14 protein-coding genes and 1 pseudogene are annotated in these 18525 nt (G+C 71.0%); 11 read left to right on the top strand and 4 right to left on the bottom strand.

Translation table 11 applies throughout. The annotated features are described in order from the left end of the window. Positions 1-207: 207 nt before the first annotated feature. From ACZ5NH_RS34100 to ACZ5NH_RS34090, 3 genes are all read right to left on the bottom strand, one after another. Positions 208-1266, bottom strand: coding sequence for an RNA polymerase sigma factor (locus ACZ5NH_RS34100; protein WP_468780821.1), 1059 nt, complete (start codon positions 1264-1266; stop codon positions 208-210). A 53-nt stretch (positions 1267-1319) separates the two neighbouring features. After that, complete coding sequence (locus ACZ5NH_RS34095) at positions 1320-2342, bottom strand: lytic transglycosylase domain-containing protein (protein ID WP_388624943.1); 1023 nt, start codon at positions 2340-2342, stop codon at positions 1320-1322. A 205-nt stretch (positions 2343-2547) separates the two neighbouring features. Continuing rightward, positions 2548-3864 (bottom strand): MptA/MptB family glycosyltransferase, encoded by a 1317-nt coding sequence (locus ACZ5NH_RS34090; RefSeq protein ID WP_468780819.1) that lies wholly within the window; start codon positions 3862-3864, stop codon positions 2548-2550. A 601-nt stretch (positions 3865-4465) separates the two neighbouring features. Here ACZ5NH_RS34090 and ACZ5NH_RS34085 point away from each other — a divergent pair. From ACZ5NH_RS34085 to ACZ5NH_RS34075, 3 genes are all read left to right on the top strand, one after another. Further along, positions 4466-6985, top strand: coding sequence for a transglycosylase domain-containing protein (locus ACZ5NH_RS34085; protein WP_388624002.1), 2520 nt, complete (start codon positions 4466-4468; stop codon positions 6983-6985). A gap of 105 nt (positions 6986-7090) precedes the next feature. Continuing rightward, positions 7091-7903, top strand: a complete 813-nt coding sequence (locus tag ACZ5NH_RS34080; RefSeq protein WP_468780817.1) for a COG4705 family protein — start codon at positions 7091-7093, stop codon at positions 7901-7903. A 75-nt stretch (positions 7904-7978) separates the two neighbouring features. Then, positions 7979-10186 (top strand): bifunctional glycosyltransferase/CDP-glycerol:glycerophosphate glycerophosphotransferase, encoded by a 2208-nt coding sequence (locus ACZ5NH_RS34075; protein WP_468780815.1) that lies wholly within the window; start codon positions 7979-7981, stop codon positions 10184-10186. A gap of 12 nt (positions 10187-10198) precedes the next feature. Here ACZ5NH_RS34075 and ACZ5NH_RS34070 read toward each other — a convergent pair whose 3' ends face one another. Further along, a complete protein-coding gene (locus ACZ5NH_RS34070) occupies positions 10199-11812 on the bottom strand; it encodes a glycosyltransferase family 2 protein (protein ID WP_468780813.1) in 1614 nt (537 codons plus the stop codon). A gap of 293 nt (positions 11813-12105) precedes the next feature. Here ACZ5NH_RS34070 and ACZ5NH_RS34065 point away from each other — a divergent pair, with 293 nt between their 5' ends. The 8 genes and pseudogenes from ACZ5NH_RS34065 (at position 12106) to ACZ5NH_RS34030 (ending at position 17914) form a co-directional block, all read left to right on the top strand. After that, positions 12106-13311 carry a COG4705 family protein gene (locus ACZ5NH_RS34065; RefSeq protein ID WP_468780811.1) on the top strand — a complete coding sequence of 402 codons (1206 nt, stop codon included), beginning with the start codon at positions 12106-12108 and terminating at the stop codon, positions 13309-13311. A gap of 258 nt (positions 13312-13569) precedes the next feature. After that, positions 13570-13818 carry a YkoF family thiamine-binding protein gene (locus ACZ5NH_RS34060; RefSeq protein WP_388623988.1) on the top strand — a complete coding sequence of 83 codons (249 nt, stop codon included), beginning with the start codon at positions 13570-13572 and terminating at the stop codon, positions 13816-13818. Then, positions 13815-14183, top strand: coding sequence for a helix-turn-helix domain-containing protein (locus ACZ5NH_RS34055; RefSeq protein ID WP_451008325.1), 369 nt, complete (start codon positions 13815-13817; stop codon positions 14181-14183). Before ACZ5NH_RS34060 ends, ACZ5NH_RS34055 begins: the two co-directional genes overlap by 4 nt. Positions 14184-14310: 127 nt before the next feature. After that, complete coding sequence (gene uraD, locus ACZ5NH_RS34050) at positions 14311-14823, top strand: 2-oxo-4-hydroxy-4-carboxy-5-ureidoimidazoline decarboxylase (protein ID WP_468780809.1); 513 nt, start codon at positions 14311-14313, stop codon at positions 14821-14823. 4 nt (positions 14824-14827) lie between these two features. Then, complete coding sequence (uraH, locus tag ACZ5NH_RS34045) at positions 14828-15223, top strand: hydroxyisourate hydrolase (RefSeq protein ID WP_468780806.1); 396 nt, start codon at positions 14828-14830, stop codon at positions 15221-15223. Between the two features lie 5 nt (positions 15224-15228). Next, positions 15229-16152, top strand: a complete 924-nt coding sequence (gene pucL / locus ACZ5NH_RS34040) for a factor-independent urate hydroxylase (RefSeq protein ID WP_388623978.1) — start codon at positions 15229-15231, stop codon at positions 16150-16152. A 142-nt stretch (positions 16153-16294) separates the two neighbouring features. After that, positions 16295-16459 (top strand): annotated as a pseudogene (locus ACZ5NH_RS34035) (purine permease); the annotation flags it as partial. Between the two features lie 69 nt (positions 16460-16528). Further along, positions 16529-17914: an 8-oxoguanine deaminase gene (locus tag ACZ5NH_RS34030; RefSeq protein ID WP_468780804.1), complete on the top strand. Its 1386-nt coding sequence runs from the start codon at positions 16529-16531 to the stop codon at positions 17912-17914. Positions 17915-18525: the final 611 nt, after the last annotated feature.

Here is an 18525-nt window from a genome sequence, read left to right as displayed (position 1 = left end):
CGGGGGTTGGGGGAGGCGGCTGCGTGGCGGCGGCGGGCTTCGCCGTCTTTCTGGGGCGTGTCTGGGTGCTACGGCAGCTCTGGCGACTGCGTGCCCGAGGGTGTCGGGGCGGAGGCGGGGAGTGGAGCGGATGGCGGGGCCGGGGGTGGGGAGGCGACGGCGCGGTGGGTGCGAGCTTCGCCGTCTTTCCGGGGGCGTGTACGGGCGCTAGGGCAGGTGTGGCGAGGGCGTGCCTGAGGGTGTCGGGGCGGAGGCGGGGAGTGGAGCGGATGGCAGGGCCGGGGGCGGGGGAGGTGACGGGGCTGCGGCGGCGGGGGACTTCGTCGGCAGGTCCGGCAGAGTGGGCAGGCCCGGCGCCTGCGGCACCCCGGGCACCCGCGGGATGTGCGGTGCCGGCAGGTCCGGGAGCGGGGACGAGGACACGTCCGGCAGGGACGGTACGGACACCGGCAGCGGCAGGGCCGTGCCCGCGGTGGGCGAGGGCGTCCGGCCGGCCGCCCCGGACGGCCCGGCCGGCGTCGTGCGCGGCTGCGGGGCGCGTTCCCGGCCCGTGGCCCCGGTCCGCAGGACGTGGGCGTCGCCGGACACGGCCGGCCGGGGCGCGGGACCGCCGCCGTTTCCGCCCGCGTGGAGCGCGTACGGCAGCACGAGTCCCGCCACCACCAGGGTCGCCGCCGTCGAGGTGGCCGCGACCGCCTGTGCCTTGCCGGTCCCGCGCAGCCGCCCGCGCCCGAACAGGAACAGGACGAGTCCGAGCGTGCCGGCCAGCGAGGCGCGCAGGGTCCGCCGGGCCCGGGCGAGCAGCGACTCGACGGTGCGGTAGCTGAGCCCCATCCGTATCGCGACCTGGCTCACGTCCAGGTCCTCGGACTTCAGCCGCAGCGCCTCCGCCTGCCGCGCGGGCAGCTCCCCGCTGCGCACGGCGAGCCACTTCGCCTCGGCCCGGTCGCACACCACCTCCTCGACCGGCACCGGGCCCGGCGCGACGAGCGTGGGGCGACTGCCCACCTCGGCCTCGCGGTTGACCTGCCGGTACCGGTCGACGCACAACCGCATGGTCACCGTCGTCAGCCAGGCGCCGAGCCGCTCGTCGTCGAGGTCCGGGCGCTCCGCGGCCCGCAGCATCGCCTCGTGCACGGCGTCCTCGGCGTCCTCCAGGCTCATAGAGCGGCGCCGGGCCACCTTGAGCAACTGCTCGCGATGGCTCCACATGCGCTGCCAGCGCTCGTCGGCCGCAGCTGTGTCCGCAGGCATGTCCGTCGCCATGAGGGCCCCTTCGCGCTCACCCGCCGGTCCGGTGCTCCCGGCGGGTGGCGACATTACCGCCGGGTATCCGCGGTTGTGGAGGGGGAGGCGCCCATCGTGTTCGAGCTGTTGCCCGTGGTCAGTGGGGCTGTGTCGGACAGCACACCGCCGCCGGGCAGAGTGAGAGTCGGTTCGGGGACGGGAACCGGCGGCGTCCCGGACTCCGTTGGGGCAGCGACCGTACGGGACGGGGCGGGGGAGGGCGAGGCGGGCGGTGCCGACGGCGTGCGCGACGGACCCGGGCGGCCCGGCCTCCGGTCGTCCGACGGCCTCGGCGAGGGTTCCGGAGCCTTCGGGCGGGACGGCTCCGGCCGGGCCCCGGACGCGGCGGGCGCGTCCGGCACCACCCGGTGTCCCGTCAGGTAGTACGCGTACCAGGCCCGGACCGTGCGCAGATAGGCGTCCGAGTGGTTGTAGCCGAGGATCGCCCGGTCCAGGTCGGCGGGATTCGACAGGTCCCGGCCGCCCGCGCACAGGTAGCGGCCGGCGGCGAGCGCCGCGTCGTACACGTTGTTCGGGTCCGCGCGCCCGTCGCCGTTGCCGTCCGCGCCCCAGCGGGCCCAGGTCGACGGGATGAACTGCATCGGGCCGACCGCACGGTCGTACACCGCGTCCCCGTCGTACGCGCCGCCGTCGGTGTCCGGTACGACGGCGAAGGCGCCGCCGGTCAGCCGGGGACCGAGGACGGGCGTCACGGTCGTACCGTCCGGGGTCACCCGGCCGCCCCGCGCCTGCCCGGACTCCACCTGACCGATCGCGGCCAGCAGTTGCCAGCGCAGCCGGCAGCCGGGCGCGGTGCGCGCCAGCTCCTCCTCGGCACGCCGGTACGCGTCGAACACGGTCGCGGGCAGGGCGCCGCCCGGCACGGCCTGTGCCGAGGCCCGCTCACGGGTGCGCAGTGGGGGCAGATCGGTGCGGTAGGGCGTGTCACCGGACACGCTGGGCCCCTGCTCGGCGGCGGGTGCCGCCGACCGCGCGGACTCCGCGACCCGCGCCGACACCGCCCCCGGCGCCTGCGACGCGGTCAGCGCGGCCATCGCCGCCGCCGCGATCGCCGTACCCCTGGCACCCCTCAACACTCCCTTGAGCTCGCGCGCTGTCACTGCTCAGTCCCCTCCCCGAAACGGATCCGTCGTCCGCTCTACGCGGCCGGACGGCCGGTCCGTCGCACGGAGTGGGGGGAGAGGGAGGAGCGGGGAGACGGCTGGCGTCCGACCGCCGCGCCGCCGCCGTCACCCTCTCTCACCATGTCCAGCCGTGGCCGCCGCTGTTGTGCGAAAGGGCCAGGACGGCGGTGGCCATGGTGAGGTACTCAGTCGCGCGGCCCTGGCTGAACAGGGCCGCCAGGGCCCAGGCGAGAGCCGTGTACCACGGCATCGACCACGGTGCGGCGAGGACCCAGGCGAAGGCCAGCGCGAACGGCAGGGCGGCGACAGCGGGGGCGTCCGGGGCGGCGTGGCGACGGAGTGCCCACGCCACCGCGAGCATCACCACCGGCCACAGCACGCTGACGATCGACGCAGTCGCGCGTGGGCCCAGGACCGCGGTGCCGAACTGGTCGAATACCGCCCACAAGGACGGTGTGGAGACCAGTCGGGAGGCCGCTGAGAGCGGGGTCAGCGCGTGCGCGCCGTAGACCGCGTAGAGCGCGGCCAGGGTCAGTGCGGCCGCGCACGCCTGCCGGGCGGCCGGTCGCCAGGTGCCTGAACGCAGCAGCGGCCAGACCAGCCCGGCACCCAGCAGACAGGCGCTGATCTTCGCGCCGCAGGCAAGGCCGATCAGCATGCCCACGAACAGGTCGTGGTGCCACCGGGTCGTCCTGCGGGCGAGGTGGATCGCGCAGACGGCCAGGCCCGCGACGAGGGTGTCGAGGTGTCCGCCCGCGACCAGCACGGTGATCAGCAGCGGGTTGACGCTCCACAGCAGGCCCGCGCGGACCGGATCGTCGGCGGTACGCAGCAACATGTACCCGGTGGCCACGAAGACGGCGGCGTTCGCGAGCATCAGCGCCCATATCGTCAGCCACGGCCGCTCCTGGCCGATGAATGCCGCGGCGCCCTGCCACCACGTCGCCACCGGCCCGTACACGGAAGGTGTGTCCCGCCACGCCTTGCTCACCAGGTGGGCGTACGCGCCCCCCAGCCGGGCGGGAGTCGTCACGTACGGGTCACCGCCGAGCGCTGCGATACGGCCGTACGCGGCATAGCTGGCCATGTCGGAGGAGCCGACCGGGGTGAGGTTGGCGACGGCGAGCGCGGTCAGCGCGCCGAGCCGGAACAGGAGCCGGGCATCAGGTCTCCAGCCCTGCTCATGGGCTTTGAGCATGCCCAGCGAGCCGCAGCAGGACAGGACGATCGCCGCGATCGTGGCCGTCTGGGAGACGGTGTCGGACATGGCGGGCAGCCGGAGCCAGGGGATCGGTGCCCTGAGCGTGTTGTGGTTGGGCGCGCTCGCGCCGACCAGCGCGAAGAGTGCGATACCGGCCCCGGCCATCCACACCGCCGGGCGCGGTGTCGGCCGGTCGACGACCATCAACTTCGGTGAGTGAATTCTCCGCATCGGGCCCGTGAGACGCAGAGCCCAGTGAATATGGTTGGTCGTCAAACTCATTCTCCGAGGCGTTGCTCCAGCTCCCGGCGTGGACTGCCGTGACCGCCTTGCTCGCGACCTTGCGGCCCTTGCACTGTCGGGCATCACGGTCGCCGCCACATCGCCGCTCCTCCGGCCGGCACTCCCTGGTCGAGCATGGGACAGCATGGTCGCCACCCGGAACTCACGGGTTGGTTTCCCTCCCCTCATTGTCTACAGTCCGTGTAGACGTCAGCGTGCCGCCGAGTGTGTCACGCCCTCCTGTGCACCACGCAACCCGGTGCACGGCTCCCCGGTAGTACCGTCGCGGGCCCGGCGCGGTTCGCCACCGCCTCAGGCGGTGCGGTCCGAGAGCCTGAAGGCGGGCACTTCGACCGGATCGGCGGCATCGGGCTCAGGTCGGGTGCGGTCGGCGTCCGGCAGGCCCCCGCACTCGCGTCCCGCGCGATTCTCCGCCGTGAGTTTTCGGGGCGGGGGCGGTCGCCGGCGTATTGCGCACCCGGCTTACTCTTACGACTTGTAGGAGTTGCCAGGAGCGTCAGCCCGTGTGCCTGGCCGAGGAGTGGCGAGTATGAGTGAACACCGGCGCCGATCGTCGGGGAGGACCGGACCGTCCGGTTCGGACGGCATGCCGCACGGCGGCCGGGCAGCGGCGCGCAGGGCTGCCCGGGCCGGGGACGGGCGGGGCCGCCGCGCGGCGGACGCGCGACCTGCGGATGCCAGACGCTCCGGCCGGGCGGAGATGCGTCGTGCGCAGGCCGGGAACTCCGCCCGGCGCGGTCTCATCGACTACCCGCGGGCGGGCAAGCGTGGCCCGCGGCGGTGGCTGCCGTCGTGGAAGCTGGTGACCGGTACCTTCCTGCTGTTCCTGGCCGGCCTGCTGGGCCTCTTCGGCTACGCCTACGCCACGACCACGATCCCCAGCGCGAACCCCAGCACCCAGGCGCAGAGCAACACGTACTACTGGTCGGACGGCTCGGTGATGACCACGCAGGGGTCGACCAACCGGCAGAACGTCGACCTCGCCCAGGTCCCGAAGCTGGTCCAGTGGGACTTCCTGGCCGCGGAGAACGCCACCTTCTACACCGACCCCGGTGTCGACATGCAGGGCATGCTCCGCGCCGTCTACCACATGGCGACGGGCGGCGAGGTGCAGTCCGGGTCCACCATCACCCAGCAGTTCGTGAAGAACACCTACCTCAGCCAGGACCAGTCGGTCACCCGCAAGCTCAGGGAGATCATGATCTCCCTGAAGATCGGTGGCCAGATGTCCAAGCAGCAGATACTCCAGGGGTATCTCAACAGCTGCTACTACGGCCGCGACGCGTACGGCATCGAGGCCGCGGCGCGCACCTACTACCACGAGCCCGTCTCCCAGCTGACCGTCAGCCAGGGCGCCTTCATCGCCGCCACGGTCAACGAACCGAGCCTGTTGATGCACGCCGACACCGACCCGCAGGCCAAGGCCCAGGCCACGGCGCGCTGGAAGTACGTGCTGGACCGCATGGTCAAGATCAACAAGATCACCAGCGCCCAGGAGCAGCAGTACCTCGCCGCCGGGTTCCCCACGCCCAAGCCCTACACGCCGTCGGCGGGGATGTCCGGGCAGACCGGCTACCTGGTGCAGACGGCGGAGAAGTACGTCGAAGCCCACACGTCCCTCACCGACCAGCAGTTGGGCCACGGCGGGTACCAGATCTACACCACCTTCGACAAGAAGAGGGTGAACGCGCTGTCGGCGTCCGTCGCGGCGATGGAGCACAAGCACCTCGACCCGCGACACCGCTCGGCCGACAAGGACGTCCAGGTCGGCGCGGCGTCCATCGATCCCTCCACGGGCGCGGTCGTGGCGCTGTACGGCGGCGCGGGCTGGGACAAGGGCCACTGGACGGACAACGCCGACGCCACCGGTGTGCCGGTCGGCTCCACCTTCAAGCCCATCGACCTGGCCGCCGCCCTCGATCACGGTGCCGTCCTCTCACCCGGGCAGCCCGCCTCACCGATCACCCCGGACTCCAAGTTCAACGGTGACGACGGCATCACCATCAAGAACCAGCAGGGCCAGGAAATGCCGGACCCCGGCGACCCCACCGGACTCCTCCACCAGCGCAACGACGTGCCCACGAAGTGGGGTTACATCACCCTGCGCAAGGCGATGGAGCAGTCGGTCAACACCCCCTACGTCCAGCTCGGCGAGTACGTCGGCTACAGCAACGTGGAGGCCGAGGCCCTCAAGGCGGGTCTGCTGCGCAAGAGCCTTCAGTACGACACCCCCGGCTTCTACATCGGCACCTCCACCCCCTCGGCGATCCGCATGGCCGACGCGTACGCCACCTTCGACGACGAAGGTGTCCAGCACGAGCCGTACTCGGTGACCAAGGTCGTCGCCGACGGCCGGGAGCTGCCCGGATTCGACGCACCCAAGGGCACCACCGCCATGCCCGCGTCCACCGCCGACACCGTCACCGACGTCCTGCAAGGGGTCGTGAAGAGCGGAACCGGCACGAACGCCCAGGCCCTGGGCCGCCCGACGGCCGGCAAGACCGGTACGACCGACGACTACAAGTCCGCCTGGTTCATCGGCTACACCCCGCAGCTGACCACGGCCGTCAGCATGTTCAAGGAGGACCCGAAGAAGGCGGGCCTGCAGTCGATGCAGGGCGTCGGCGGCTACTCCAAGGTCTTCGGCGCCGACATGCCCACCGAGGTGTGGACGGGTTACATGACCGCGGCCCTCGAAGGACAGCCCGTACGGCAGTTCCCGCCCGCTCCCCAGCCGGGCCAGAGCACCGACGAACACGGCGCACCCTCACCCACCCCTTCGGTCACCGTCACCCGGAGCACGCCCGCGGCCACCCCGACCGCACCGGTCACACCGAGCCGCAGCACCGGACCGTGTCACGGGCAGAAGAAGCATTGCGTCACCCCGAGTCCGACCGACACCTCCGGCACCACGACCGGCGGCACCACCGGCGGTGCGGGTGACGGCGGGCTGCTCGGCGGCACCACCGGTGGTGGCACCTCACCCACCCCCGCGCCCACGACCAGCCCACCGGCCCAGGCCGGCATCCGCAGAGGTGCGGCGCGCTGATCCCGCCGTACCAGCCTCGGGCGGGGTCGGGCGAAGCGCGCCGGCAGTCAGGATGCGTTCAGGTGCCCGGTGGCATAGTCGGGCAGTGTGACCTATGGAGTGTCTGTGAGCCAGGCGGTTCCGGGGGCCGGTCGGGCCCTCGCTGCTCGGGGCGGCCTGCGTCGGAACAAGGTGCCCGAGGTCACCGTCCACTTCTGGATCATCAAGGTGCTGTGCACGACGGTCGGCGAGAGCGCGGCGGACCTGCTGGACGAGAAGGCGGGTCTCGGGCTCACCGGTGCGTCGGTGCTGATGAGTGCCCTGCTGGCCGTCGTCCTGGTGGTCCAGTTCCGCTCCGGTGCCCACCGGCCGGGCGTGTACTGGCTCGCGGTGGCGCTGGTCAGCGTCGTCGGCACGCTGATCAGCGACAACCTCACCGACGACATGGGCGTGCCGCTGGTGACGAGCACCGCGGTCTTCGCCATCGTCCTCGCGGTCGTGTTCGTCGTCTGGTACCGGCGCGAGCGGACCCTGTCCATCCACCACATCGACACCACCGGCCGCGAGTCCTTCTACTGGCCGGCGGTCCTGTTCACCTTCGCCCTCGGCACCGCGGCCGGTGACCTGGTGTCCGAGCGCATGGCCCTCGGCCACTGGCTGTCCGCCGTCCTGTTCGCGGCGGCCATCGCCGCGGTGGCCATCGCGCACTTCGCGCTGGACCTGGACGCGGTGTGGAGCTTCTGGATCGCCTACGTCCTGACCCGCCCGCTGGGCGCGTCGTTCGGCGATTATCTCTCCCAGCCCACCGGCGACGGCGGCCTCGCCCTGGGCACCGTCGTGACCGGCACTCTGTTCCTGGCGGTCATCCTCGGACTGGTCGTCCACCTCCCCGTCACCCGCAGGGATGTCGCCGAACCGGAGCACCCCGACATCCGCTGACCGGGGTCCGAGCATGGAACACATACACACCGACACCTGACTGGAGACCATGTGGTGACGACCGACACACGGGCCATGCAACCGTCCGAAGAGGTACTCATCAGTATCGTCCTGCCCGTCTACCAGGTGCAGGAGTATCTGCCGGAGTGCCTCGACTCGATCCTCGGGGCGTCGCGGTCCCTTCGGGGTATCGAGGTCGTGGCCGTGGACGACTGTTCCCCTGACGCCAGCGGTGCCCTGCTCGACGAGTACGCGACCCAGGACCAGCGGCTGCGCGTGGTCCACCTGCCGCAGAACGTCGGCCTCGGCCGAGCCCGCGGCGAGGGACTGGCCCGGGCCAGGGGCGAGTACGTGTGGTTCGTCGACAGCGACGACCGGCTGGCCGACGGGGCACTCGCCGCGGTCGCGGAGCGGCTGAAGCGAACCGAGCCCGACGTGCTTATCGTCGACCACGCCCTCCTCGACCCGGAGGGATGCATGGAGCGCAATACGCGTGCGCATCTGTTCCGGGACGCCCCCGAGACGTTCACGCTCGCGGAGCGTCCCAGCACCCTGGACCTCATCATGACCGCGTGGAGCAGGGTGGTGCGCCGCGACTTCCTGCTGGGCCTGGACCTGGAGTTCGGGCACGGGTACTACGAGGACATCTCCGTCACCTACCCCGTCCTGCTCGCAGCGAGCCGGCTCAGCATGCTCGACCGGATCTGCTACCACTACCGGCGCGGGCGCGCGGGAGCGATCACCAACACCTCCAGCCCGAAACACTTCGATCTCTTCGGCCAGTACGAGCGGATCTTCGCGTTCATCGACCGCGAGGCCGAGATCGCCGAGCCCTTCCGCAGGGCGGTGTTCGACCGGACCGTACGCCACGCGACGACGGTGCTCGCCACCCCCGGGCTCGTGCCGGAGGCCATGCGGCGCGACTTCTTCCGGCAGGCGTCGGAGCACTTCCGGAGATTCCGGCCACGTGACTACGCCCACCCGTCCGGGCTGCGCGGCCTGCAGTACCGGCTGGTGGAGCGGGGCGCCTACTCCGCGTACGCGGCCCTGGAACCGGTGAACCGGCTTCGTCTCGCACTTCGTACCGCCCTCGGCCGCGCCCGCCGTACGGCACGGCGGGCACCCCGGCTCGTGGCAACCGCGCTGCGGCGGGCCTACTACCGCGCTTGTCTGCTGCTCCCCGTCGACGACGGCCTTGCCGTCTACGCCGCCTACTGGAACCGCGGTTACGCCTGCAACCCCGCGGCCGTCTTCGAGAAGGCCCGCGAGCTCGCGCCGGGCGTCCGCGGGGTGTGGGTGGTCGCCAAGGACAGAACGGGATCCATCCCGCCGGGGGTGGAGTACGTGGTGGACGGCTCGGCACGCTGCCTGCGCACCATGGCGCGGGCCAAGTACCTGGTCAACAACGTCAACTTCCCCTATGAGCTGCCCAAGCGGCCCGGCGCGGTGCTGGTGCAGACACAGCACGGCACCCCCCTGAAGAAGATGGGAACCGACCTGCGGGACCACCCCGCGGCCGCACGCGGCATGAACTTCGGCCGGCTGGTGGAGCAGTGCGGGCGATGGGACTTCCTGGTCTCGCCGAACCCGCACACCACCGAGGTGTTCACCAGGGTCTACCCCGGCACCTACGAGGTGCTCGAGACGGGCTATCCGCGCGTCGACCGGCTGGTCAACGCCTCGCTCGACGAGGTGAACCGTGTCCGGGCCGAACTGGGCATCGCCCCTGGTCAGACCGCCGTGCTCTATGCGCCCACCCACCGCGACCACCAGGACCAGGCGGCACCCCTGCTCGACGTGCGGCGGTTCGCCGACCAGCTCGGTGACGACCATGTCCTGCTGGTGCGTGCCCACTACTTCGACGCCCCTCGGGCCGTCCCCCCGCGGGGCGTCCTGGACGTCTCGTCCCACCCGTCGATCGAAGACCTGTGCCTCGCTGCCGACGCGCTGATCACCGACTACTCGTCAGTGATGTTCGACTACGCCGCCCTGGACCGGCCGATCGTGATCTACGCGCCCGACTGGGAGACGTACCGCCGCGCACGAGGCGTCTACTTCGACCTCCTCGCCGAGTCGCCCGGAGTGGTCGCCACCACGCAGGAGCAACTCGCCGAGATCTTCCTCAGCGGCGAGTACACGGGGCCGCACATCGCCGAGCGGCGCTCCGGATTCCGGGCACGCTTCTGCCCCCACGACGACGGGCACGCGGCCGAACGCGTGGTGCGCCGTGTCTTCCTGGGCGAGCGGGCCGACAAGAACGAGCCGGCAAAGGCGGGCAGTTGACCTCGTCGCCGCTCAGCTCCGCACGCGGCGGGCGACCCGTCCCGCGACCACGCGGCGCACCCCGGAAAGCCCGTCCGCGACGCGCACGGCGAGGCAGCCGCTGTTGGTGGCGTACGGCTGGAGCAGCAGCACCCGTCCCCGACGCCCCATCCGCACCAGCCGTCTGAGGCCGGATCCCGCGCGAAGCGGCCTCGTGGCGGACTCGCCGTCCCGGAAGGTCAGGGTCACCCAGGCATCCCAGGTGGTGATCGCGCCGCTTGCACAGAGCGCCGCCACGTCCGCGGCGACCACGGCACGCCAGCCCTCTCCGCCCGGCTCGGCTTCCCACTCGGCCTCGTACCGGTGTGCCGCGCCCGTCACCCGGTGCCGCAACTCGACGGTCGCCCGCACCGGGCCGGCGTGCGCGGTCCTGCCGTAGAGGTCGGCCAGTCGCAGTTCGAGCACGAGCCGGCGACCCGTACCCACGTTCCCGACGACGTGGAAGGGCAGCAGTGCGACAGGGGCGTCGTCGAGACCGTCGAGCACGATCGCGTCCGGTCCCCCGGGGGCGGAATCCGCCTCGTCCCACAGCGGTCGCCGCGCGTCACCGGCGTACGGCGGCGTCAGCCGCGGCGGGTCGGCCGCCAACTCGGCCAGCCGCCCGATGTCCACGGCCTCCCGCTCGCGTCCGAGCAGCACCCCAGTGCGCCAACGGGCAGCGGGAGTGGCCCGGCGCACGGCCTCCGCGTCGAAGGCGCCCACGTGCTCGCGGGCGATCCGCCACCAGAGGTCCTGGTACTCCGGCGTACGCTGCGGCAGTTCGCTCAGGTAGACGGCGAGATCGAACTCGAGGAATTTCGTCTGCGCGGCGATCAGCAGATCCTGGTCGCCGCTGTCCCGCATGATCTCCAGCACCTGCTGATGGGCGGTGACCCGGTCCTGCCAGTTCTGGATCCGGTCCCGGCGCAGCGAGATCGAGGCCCGGCCGGTGCCATAGCGCACATGCCAGACGTAGACGGTTTCGGGAGTGACGGCGAAACGCGGCCCGGCCGCGTAGACACGCGCGGTGAACACGAAGTCCTCGTAGTGCGCCGCGCCGTCGGGGAAACGGATCCGGTGGGACAGCAGGAAGTCACGGCGGTAGATCTTGTTCACCGACAGCGTGTCCCACAGCGTCTGCGGGCGCCCGGCCACCCCGTCGTGCACCGACTCCGTCGTGAACAACCGCTCCTGCCAGGGGATCTCACGTCCGCCGGGCAGCTCGCGCCGAACGCACAGGCCCGCCGTCACATCGGCGCCATGCCGGCGTGCGACGGCGAGCAGCGTGTCCACGGCCTTCGGCGGAAGCACGTCGTCGCTGTCGAGGAAGACGAGCCACGGGTGGCGGGCCGCGTCGATACCGTCGTTGCGCGGGGTGCCGCAGCCGCCGCTGTTGACCGCGCGGCGAATGACGCGCACGCGCGGCTCGGTGGCCGCGAGCCGTTCCAGTACGTGAGGTGTGTCGTCGGTGGAAGCGTCGTCCACGACGACGACCTCGCCCACCGGATCGCCCTGGGCGAGAGCCGAGGCCACCGCCTCCGCGACGTGCTCCGCGTCGTTGTAGGCGATGACCACCACCGTAACCGCCCCGTCTTGCGCGCTGGACAACTCTGCTCCTGTTCGTGCGGTCGTGACAGGCACCCTCGCTCCCGGGTGACTCGAGCCATGCTGCTCATGCTGCACGAGTGGGGCGAGTGATACATGGTCGCAGTCAGGATGTGTTCAGGTTCCCCCTGGCACAGTCGGGAAGCATGACCCGGTGACTAGGTTGTCTACGCCTTTGTAGACAGTTACCGTTCCGCAGATGCGAGGGGTGTCCCTCCGTGCTGCCGCTCGTTCTACGTGAGGAATACATGACAACTGCGACGACGCCGGAGAGTCTTCGGACGCCTGCCAGGCACATGCTGAACAAGGTTCCCGAGGTCACGATCTGGTTCTGGATCATCAAGATCCTGTGCACCACGGTCGGCGAGAGCTTCGCCGACTGGATCAATATGAACCTCGGCGTCGGCCTGGTCAACACCGCATTGATCTTCACCGTCGTTCTGGCGGGCGTCCTGGGCTGGCAGCTCACCACCAAGCGCTACATCCCGTTCGTGTACTGGCTCACCGTCGTGGTGGTGAGCGTGACCGGTACCCTCTACACCGACATCCTCACCGACAGCCAGGGCGTTCCCCTCGCGCTGAGCAGCAGCGTGTTCGCCGTCGTCCTCGCCGTGGTCTTCGGGATCTGGTACGCCCGCGAGCGGACCCTGTCGGTCCACACCATCACCACCCGTCCGCGTGAACTCTTCTACTGGCTCGCGGTCCTGGTCACCTTTGCCCTCGGCACCGCGACCGGCGACTGGACCCTGGACCTGACCGGCTGGACCCCGGGCGTCTCCGTGCTCCTGCCTCTCGGGCTGATCGTCGCGATCGTCCTCGCATGGCGCCTCGGCGCCAACGCGGTGCTCTCCTTCTGGCTGGCCTACATCCTCACCCGCCCGCTCGGCGCCAACCTCGGCGACTGGCTCGGCTCGCCCAGCGGCGACGGCGGCCTGGGCCTCGGCACCGCCGTGACCAGCGTGATCTTCCTGGCCGCGATCCTCGCCACCGTCGTGTACCTCACGCTCAGCCGCAGCGATGTCATCGAGACCCAGGACCTGACCCACACCCCACGGACGCCGAACCCGGCGCGCGAGCGGATCATGCTCGGTTACTACGGCGTCGTAGCGGTCGCCACCGCGGCGCTTCTCATCTGGGCACACCAGCAGCCCCACGCGGCCGCGGCCAGCGAGGCCGACAGCCCCGCACCTGTGACCGCCCACCTCACCCCGAAGCAGGCGACGTCACCGTTCCCTCCGGCTGAGATCGCGAAGTTCCGCACGATCACGGCCGACACCCTGGCAAAGCTCAATGCGGGCAACCAGTCCGCCGCGACCACCCGCGTGACCGACCTCGAGACCGCCTGGGACGACGGCCAGCCCACCCTCGAGCCGAAGAGCGAGCAGTCCTGGCACTTCCTCGACAGCGAGATCGACCAGGTCCTGAAGGCGCTGCGCGCCCCGAACCCCGACAAGGCCACCGAGGTCAAGGCACTCAACACCCTCCTCACCTCACTCGGCTGACCAACCACGATCACGGACCGCCCCGACGCACCCCCTGCGCCGGGGCGGTCAGGTTTCCGACTCGGTCGTCGTTCTGCTCGGCCGGTTGCGGCCGGCGGATCTCCTTGTTGAGCGCGGAGGCGTGCGCTGGTCGGTTATGGTCGCCTCGTGACGGGCGAACCGGCTCCGTCGCCGTGAAATCGATCGGCCTGCGGTGCATCGTGGTTGCGGGGTAGCTCGGGGTGAAGGTGCAGGTCAGACGGGTGCTTTGGGGGCTTAATGCGATTGAGAGTGGAGTTCACGACCGAGCCCTTCGACCTGGACGAGGCGCCCGCGCATGCGCTGGCGGCCCGCGAGGTGATCGAGGCGGCAGAGCTGGACGCGGTGGATGTCGGTCCCTTCGGCAACACGGCGGAGGGCGGCGCCGACGCGGTGCTGACCGCCGTGTCGGCGCTGCTGCGCAAGTCCCTGGAAGCCGGTGCCACCCGGATCTCGCTGCAGGTCAACGTGATCGGAGCGGGCGAATGACCGGCACCGGCGACGAGCCCTTCATTGCGGCCGTGAAACCGCTGGTCGACGCCATGGGCGGGGAGATGATCCCGCCCGACGAGGCCGGCGCCGAGGACGTCGTCCTCGCCTGGGAGGGCGTCGACGTCGTCGCCGTACGCCTGCCCCAGCTCGCCGACTCCCTCGACCACATCCTGGCCGCCATGGAGCGCAGACAGGGCCGGCCGCTGGCCGACCTGGACCGCAAGGCGAAACAGGAGGTCGTACGGGTGCTGGAGGCGCGCGGCGCCTTCGCCGTGCGGCACGGTGTGGAAACCGTGGCGAGCGCGCTCGGGGTCAGCCGCTTCACGGTCTACAACTACCTCAACCGGGAGAAGGGCGACTGAGGCGGCGCCACGGGGTCCGTAGCGGCGCAGCCGAATTTTCAACAAAGTGTTGACGCCGTGTTTCGGAGGGCGTTAGCTGTTCGCAGCCCGTTCAGCACGAAGGCCGAAACCGGCCACGGAGGCTCCCGTGACTTCGACTTCCACGCCCCCGGGCCTGGCCCGGTTCAACGACCTGGAGGAGCGCGCGGCCCTCGCCGCCCTCCACGAGGCGTGTGCCTCCACCGAGTGGGCCCGGCGACTGCTCGCCGCCCGCCCCTACGCCACCCCCGACGCGCTCTACGCCGCCAGCGACGCCGCCATGGCCGCGCTCGGCACCGCGGACCTGGAGGAGGCGATGGCCGGGCACCCGCCGATCGGGCGCCCCAGGCCCGGGGACCCGACATCCGCCCGCGAACAGCGCGGCATGGCCGGTGCGTCCGAGGACCTCAAGGCCGAGATGTTCGAGCTCAACCTGGCCTACCAGGAGAAGTTCGGCCATGTGTTCCTGATCTGCGCCACCGGCCGCACCGGTGAGCAGATGCGCGACGCGGTCAAGGAGCGGATCGGCAACGCGCCGGAGCAGGAGCGGGAGATCGTCCGCACCGAGCTGGGCAAGATCAACCGCATCCGACTGGCCCGACTCGTCGAAGAGGACGCCTGACACCATGAGCACCAGCACCACCGCCTCCGTGTCCACCCACATCCTGGACACCTCGCTCGGCCGCCCCGCCGAGGGCGTCGCCGTCCAGCTCTCCGCCCGCGCCGGGCGCGGCGCGGACTGGCAGGCGCTCGGCGGCTCCGCGACCGACGCCGACGGCCGGTGCAAGGACCTGCCGGCACTGCCGGAGGGGACCACACACGTACGGCTCGACTTCGCGGTGGAGCCGTATTTCGAGAAGAAGCAAGCCGATGCGCAGCAGGACGCCCCCGCGAATCGGGACAGCGGACCGGCCGTGTTCTTCCCGGAGGTGGCGATCACGTTCGCCGTCGTACCGGGCGAGCACTACCACGTACCGCTGCTGCTCAACCCGTTCGGCTACTCCGTTTACCGAGGGAGCTAGCAGAAATGCCCACGATCCTGGGTCAGAACCAGTACGGCAAGGCCGAGAACCGAGTCGTAAAGATCACGCGGGACGGCGCCACCCACCACATCAAGGACCTCAACGTCTCCGTCGCCCTGAGCGGTGACATGGACGAGGTCCACTACTCCGGCTCCAACGCCAACGTCCTGCCGACCGACACCACCAAGAACACGGTGTTCGCGTTCGCCAAGGAGTACGGCATCGAGTCCGCCGAGCAGTTCGGCATCCACCTCGCCCGCCACTTCGTCACCTCGCAGGAGCCGATCCACCGCGCCCGGATCCGCATCGAGGAGTACGCCTGGGAGCGGATCGAGACCTCCGACGCCAACTCCAGGTTCATCGGCGCGGACGAGGTCAAGCACTCGTTCGTGAAGAAGGGCCAGGAGACCCGGCTCACCCAGGTCACCTACGACGGTGAGAAGTGGGAGGTCGTCTCCGGCCTGAAGGACCTGACGGTCATGAACTCGACGAACTCTGAATTCTGGGGCTACGTCAAGGACAGGTACACCACCCTGCAGGAGGCGTACGACCGGATCCTGGCGACCTCGGTCTCCGGCCGCTGGCGGTTCAACTGGACCGACGACGAGCAGAAGATGCCCAACTGGGAGAAGTCCTACGAGCAGGTCAAGAAGCACATGCTCCAGGCCTTCGCCGAGACCTACTCCCTCTCCCTGCAGCAGACGCTGTACCAGATGGGTGCGCGCATCATCAACAACCGCAGCGAGATCGACGAGGTCCGCTTCTCGCTGCCGAACAAGCACCACTTCCTGGTCGACCTGGAGCCATTCGGGCTCAAGAACGACAACGAGGTCTACTTCGCCGCCGACCGGCCCTACGGCCTGATCGAGGCGACCATCCTCCGGGACGGCTGTGAGCCGAGGATCCCGGTCGACATGACCAACCTCTGACGCGGGACGCGTGTTCCCGGTCCGCCGGCCGGGGGCACGCCACACCGGAGGGAACACCATGGCACAGCCTGCGAAGGGGCCGGCCCACGCGCCTTGTTCCACCCCGCCGGTGCACACCGAGGACACGGTCGGGTCCGTGCGCCCGGTGACCGCACCGACCTTCCACGCCGGCTTCCCGGCCTGGGCGCAGACCGTGCTCGGCTCCGGCATCAGCGCCGGCGCGCTCGTCGCGGTCCTGCTCAACCTGTTCTTGCACCATCTCGGCACCCGGAGCCGCCATCCGGCCCCGGCACTCAAATCCTCCTAGGGTCCTGCCGTGCCCTCCCCGTGGACACCTCTCCGCCCACGGACCGCCACTGACAGACAAGGAAGCACGATGGCACCATCGGCAGCCCAGCGGATCGTCATCGAGAACTGCGCGATCGCGACCGTGGACGCGGGCGACACCGAATACGCCTCCGGACACCTGGTCCTCGCCGGCAACCGCATCGAGTCGGTCGGCGCGGGCCAGGCCCCCGAGGGCCTTGAGAACGTGGTGCGCCGGATCGACGGACGCGGCCATCTGGCCACGCCCGGTCTGGTCAACACCCACCACCACTTCTACCAGTGGATCACCCGCGGCCTCGCCACCGATCACAACCTGTTCAACTGGCTGGTCGCGCTGTACCCCACCTGGGCGCGCATCGACGAGCAGATGACGTACGCGGCCGCACAGGGTTCCCTCGCCATGATGGCCCGCGGCGGTGTCACCACCGCGATGGACCACCACTACGTCTTCCCGCACGGCTCCGGCGACCTGTCCGGCTCGATCATCCGGGCCGCCGCCGAGATGGGCGTCCGCTTCACGCTGGCCCGCGGCTCGATGGACCGCAGCGTGAAGGACGGCGGCCTGCCGCCGGACTTCGCCGTGGAGACGCTGGAGGGCGCGCTCGCGGCGACCGAGGAGACGGTGCGCGAGCACCACGACGCCTCCTTCGACGCCATGACCCAGGTGGCCGTGGCCCCCTGCTCGCCGTTCTCGGTGTCGACGGAACTCCTCAAGCAGGGCGCGGAGTTGGCGCGTCGGCTGGGTGTACGGCTGCACACCCATGGCTCGGAGACCGTGGAGGAGGAGAAGTTCTGCCACGAGCTGTTCGGCATGGGCCCGACGGACTACTTCGAGTCCACGGGCTGGCTCGGTGCGGACGTGTGGATGGCGCACTGCGTCCACATGAACGACTCCGACATCGCCGCGTTCGCCCGGACGAGGACCGGTGTGGCCCACTGTCCGTCCTCCAACGCCCGCCTCGCGGCCGGCATCGCCCGTGTCCCCGACATGCTGGCCGCCGGCGTCCCGGTCGGCCTCGGCGTCGACGGCACCGCCTCCAACGAGTCCGGCGAACTCCACACCGAGCTGCGCAACGCCCTGCTGATCAACCGGCTCGGTGCCCACCGCGAGGCCGCGCTGAACGCCCGCCAGGCGCTCAGGCTCGGCACCTACGGCGGCGCGCAGGTCCTCGGCCGGGCCGACCAGATCGGCTCGCTGGAGCCGGGCAAGCTGGCCGACGTGGTGCTGTGGAAGATGGACACCCTGGCCCACGCGTCCATCGCCGACCCGGTGACCGCATTGGTCTTCGGCGCGGCGGCGCCGGTCACCGCGTCCTTCGTCAACGGTCGGCAGATCGTCACGGACGGCCGCCTGACCACCGTCGACGAGGACGCCATCGCCCGCAGCACCCGCGAGGAGGCCCAGCGCCTCGCCCGGATCGCGGCTCAGCCCTGATCCCCACCCATACGCCGGTGGGCCGGCCCCGCCTACGCCCGGCCCACCGCACACCTTCGGCGACCGCCCCCAGCGGCCCGCCGACAAACCTGGCGGTCGCCCCGTACGGGCGGTCCGCCGAGGCCCCCGGCCGGCGGCCCCACAGCCGACGCACCACCACCCTCGGCGACTGCCCCCAAGGCCCGCCGCCACAGCCCTCGGCGGACCGGACCTGCGGCCGCTCTGCCGGACACCACGGCGGTCACCTCTCGCGGGGTGGCCCGCCGGAAGGCTTGGCGGTCGCCTCGTAGGGGCGCTCGCCGGAGGACTTCGCCAGTCGCCCCACACGGGCGGTGTGCTGGAGGACTTGGCAGGTCGCCCCACACGGGCGGCTTGCCGGGGATCTCGGCGGGCCGGGTCATGCGGCCGCTCTGCCGGACACCACGGCGGTCACCTCTCGCGGGGTGGCCCGCCGGAAGGCTTGGCGGTCGCCTCGTAGGGGCGCTCGCCGGGGGACTTCGCCAGTCGCCCCACGCGGGCGGTGTGCTGGAGGACTTGGCAGGTCGCCCCACACGGGCGGCTTGCCGGGGATCTCGGCGGGCCGGGTCATGCGGCCGCTCTGCCGGACACCA

This window comes from Streptomyces sp. NPDC031426 (assembly GCF_055581585.1).
The sequence above is the reverse complement of the archived record's forward strand: the minus strand, read 5'-3'. Positions and strand labels throughout refer to the sequence as shown.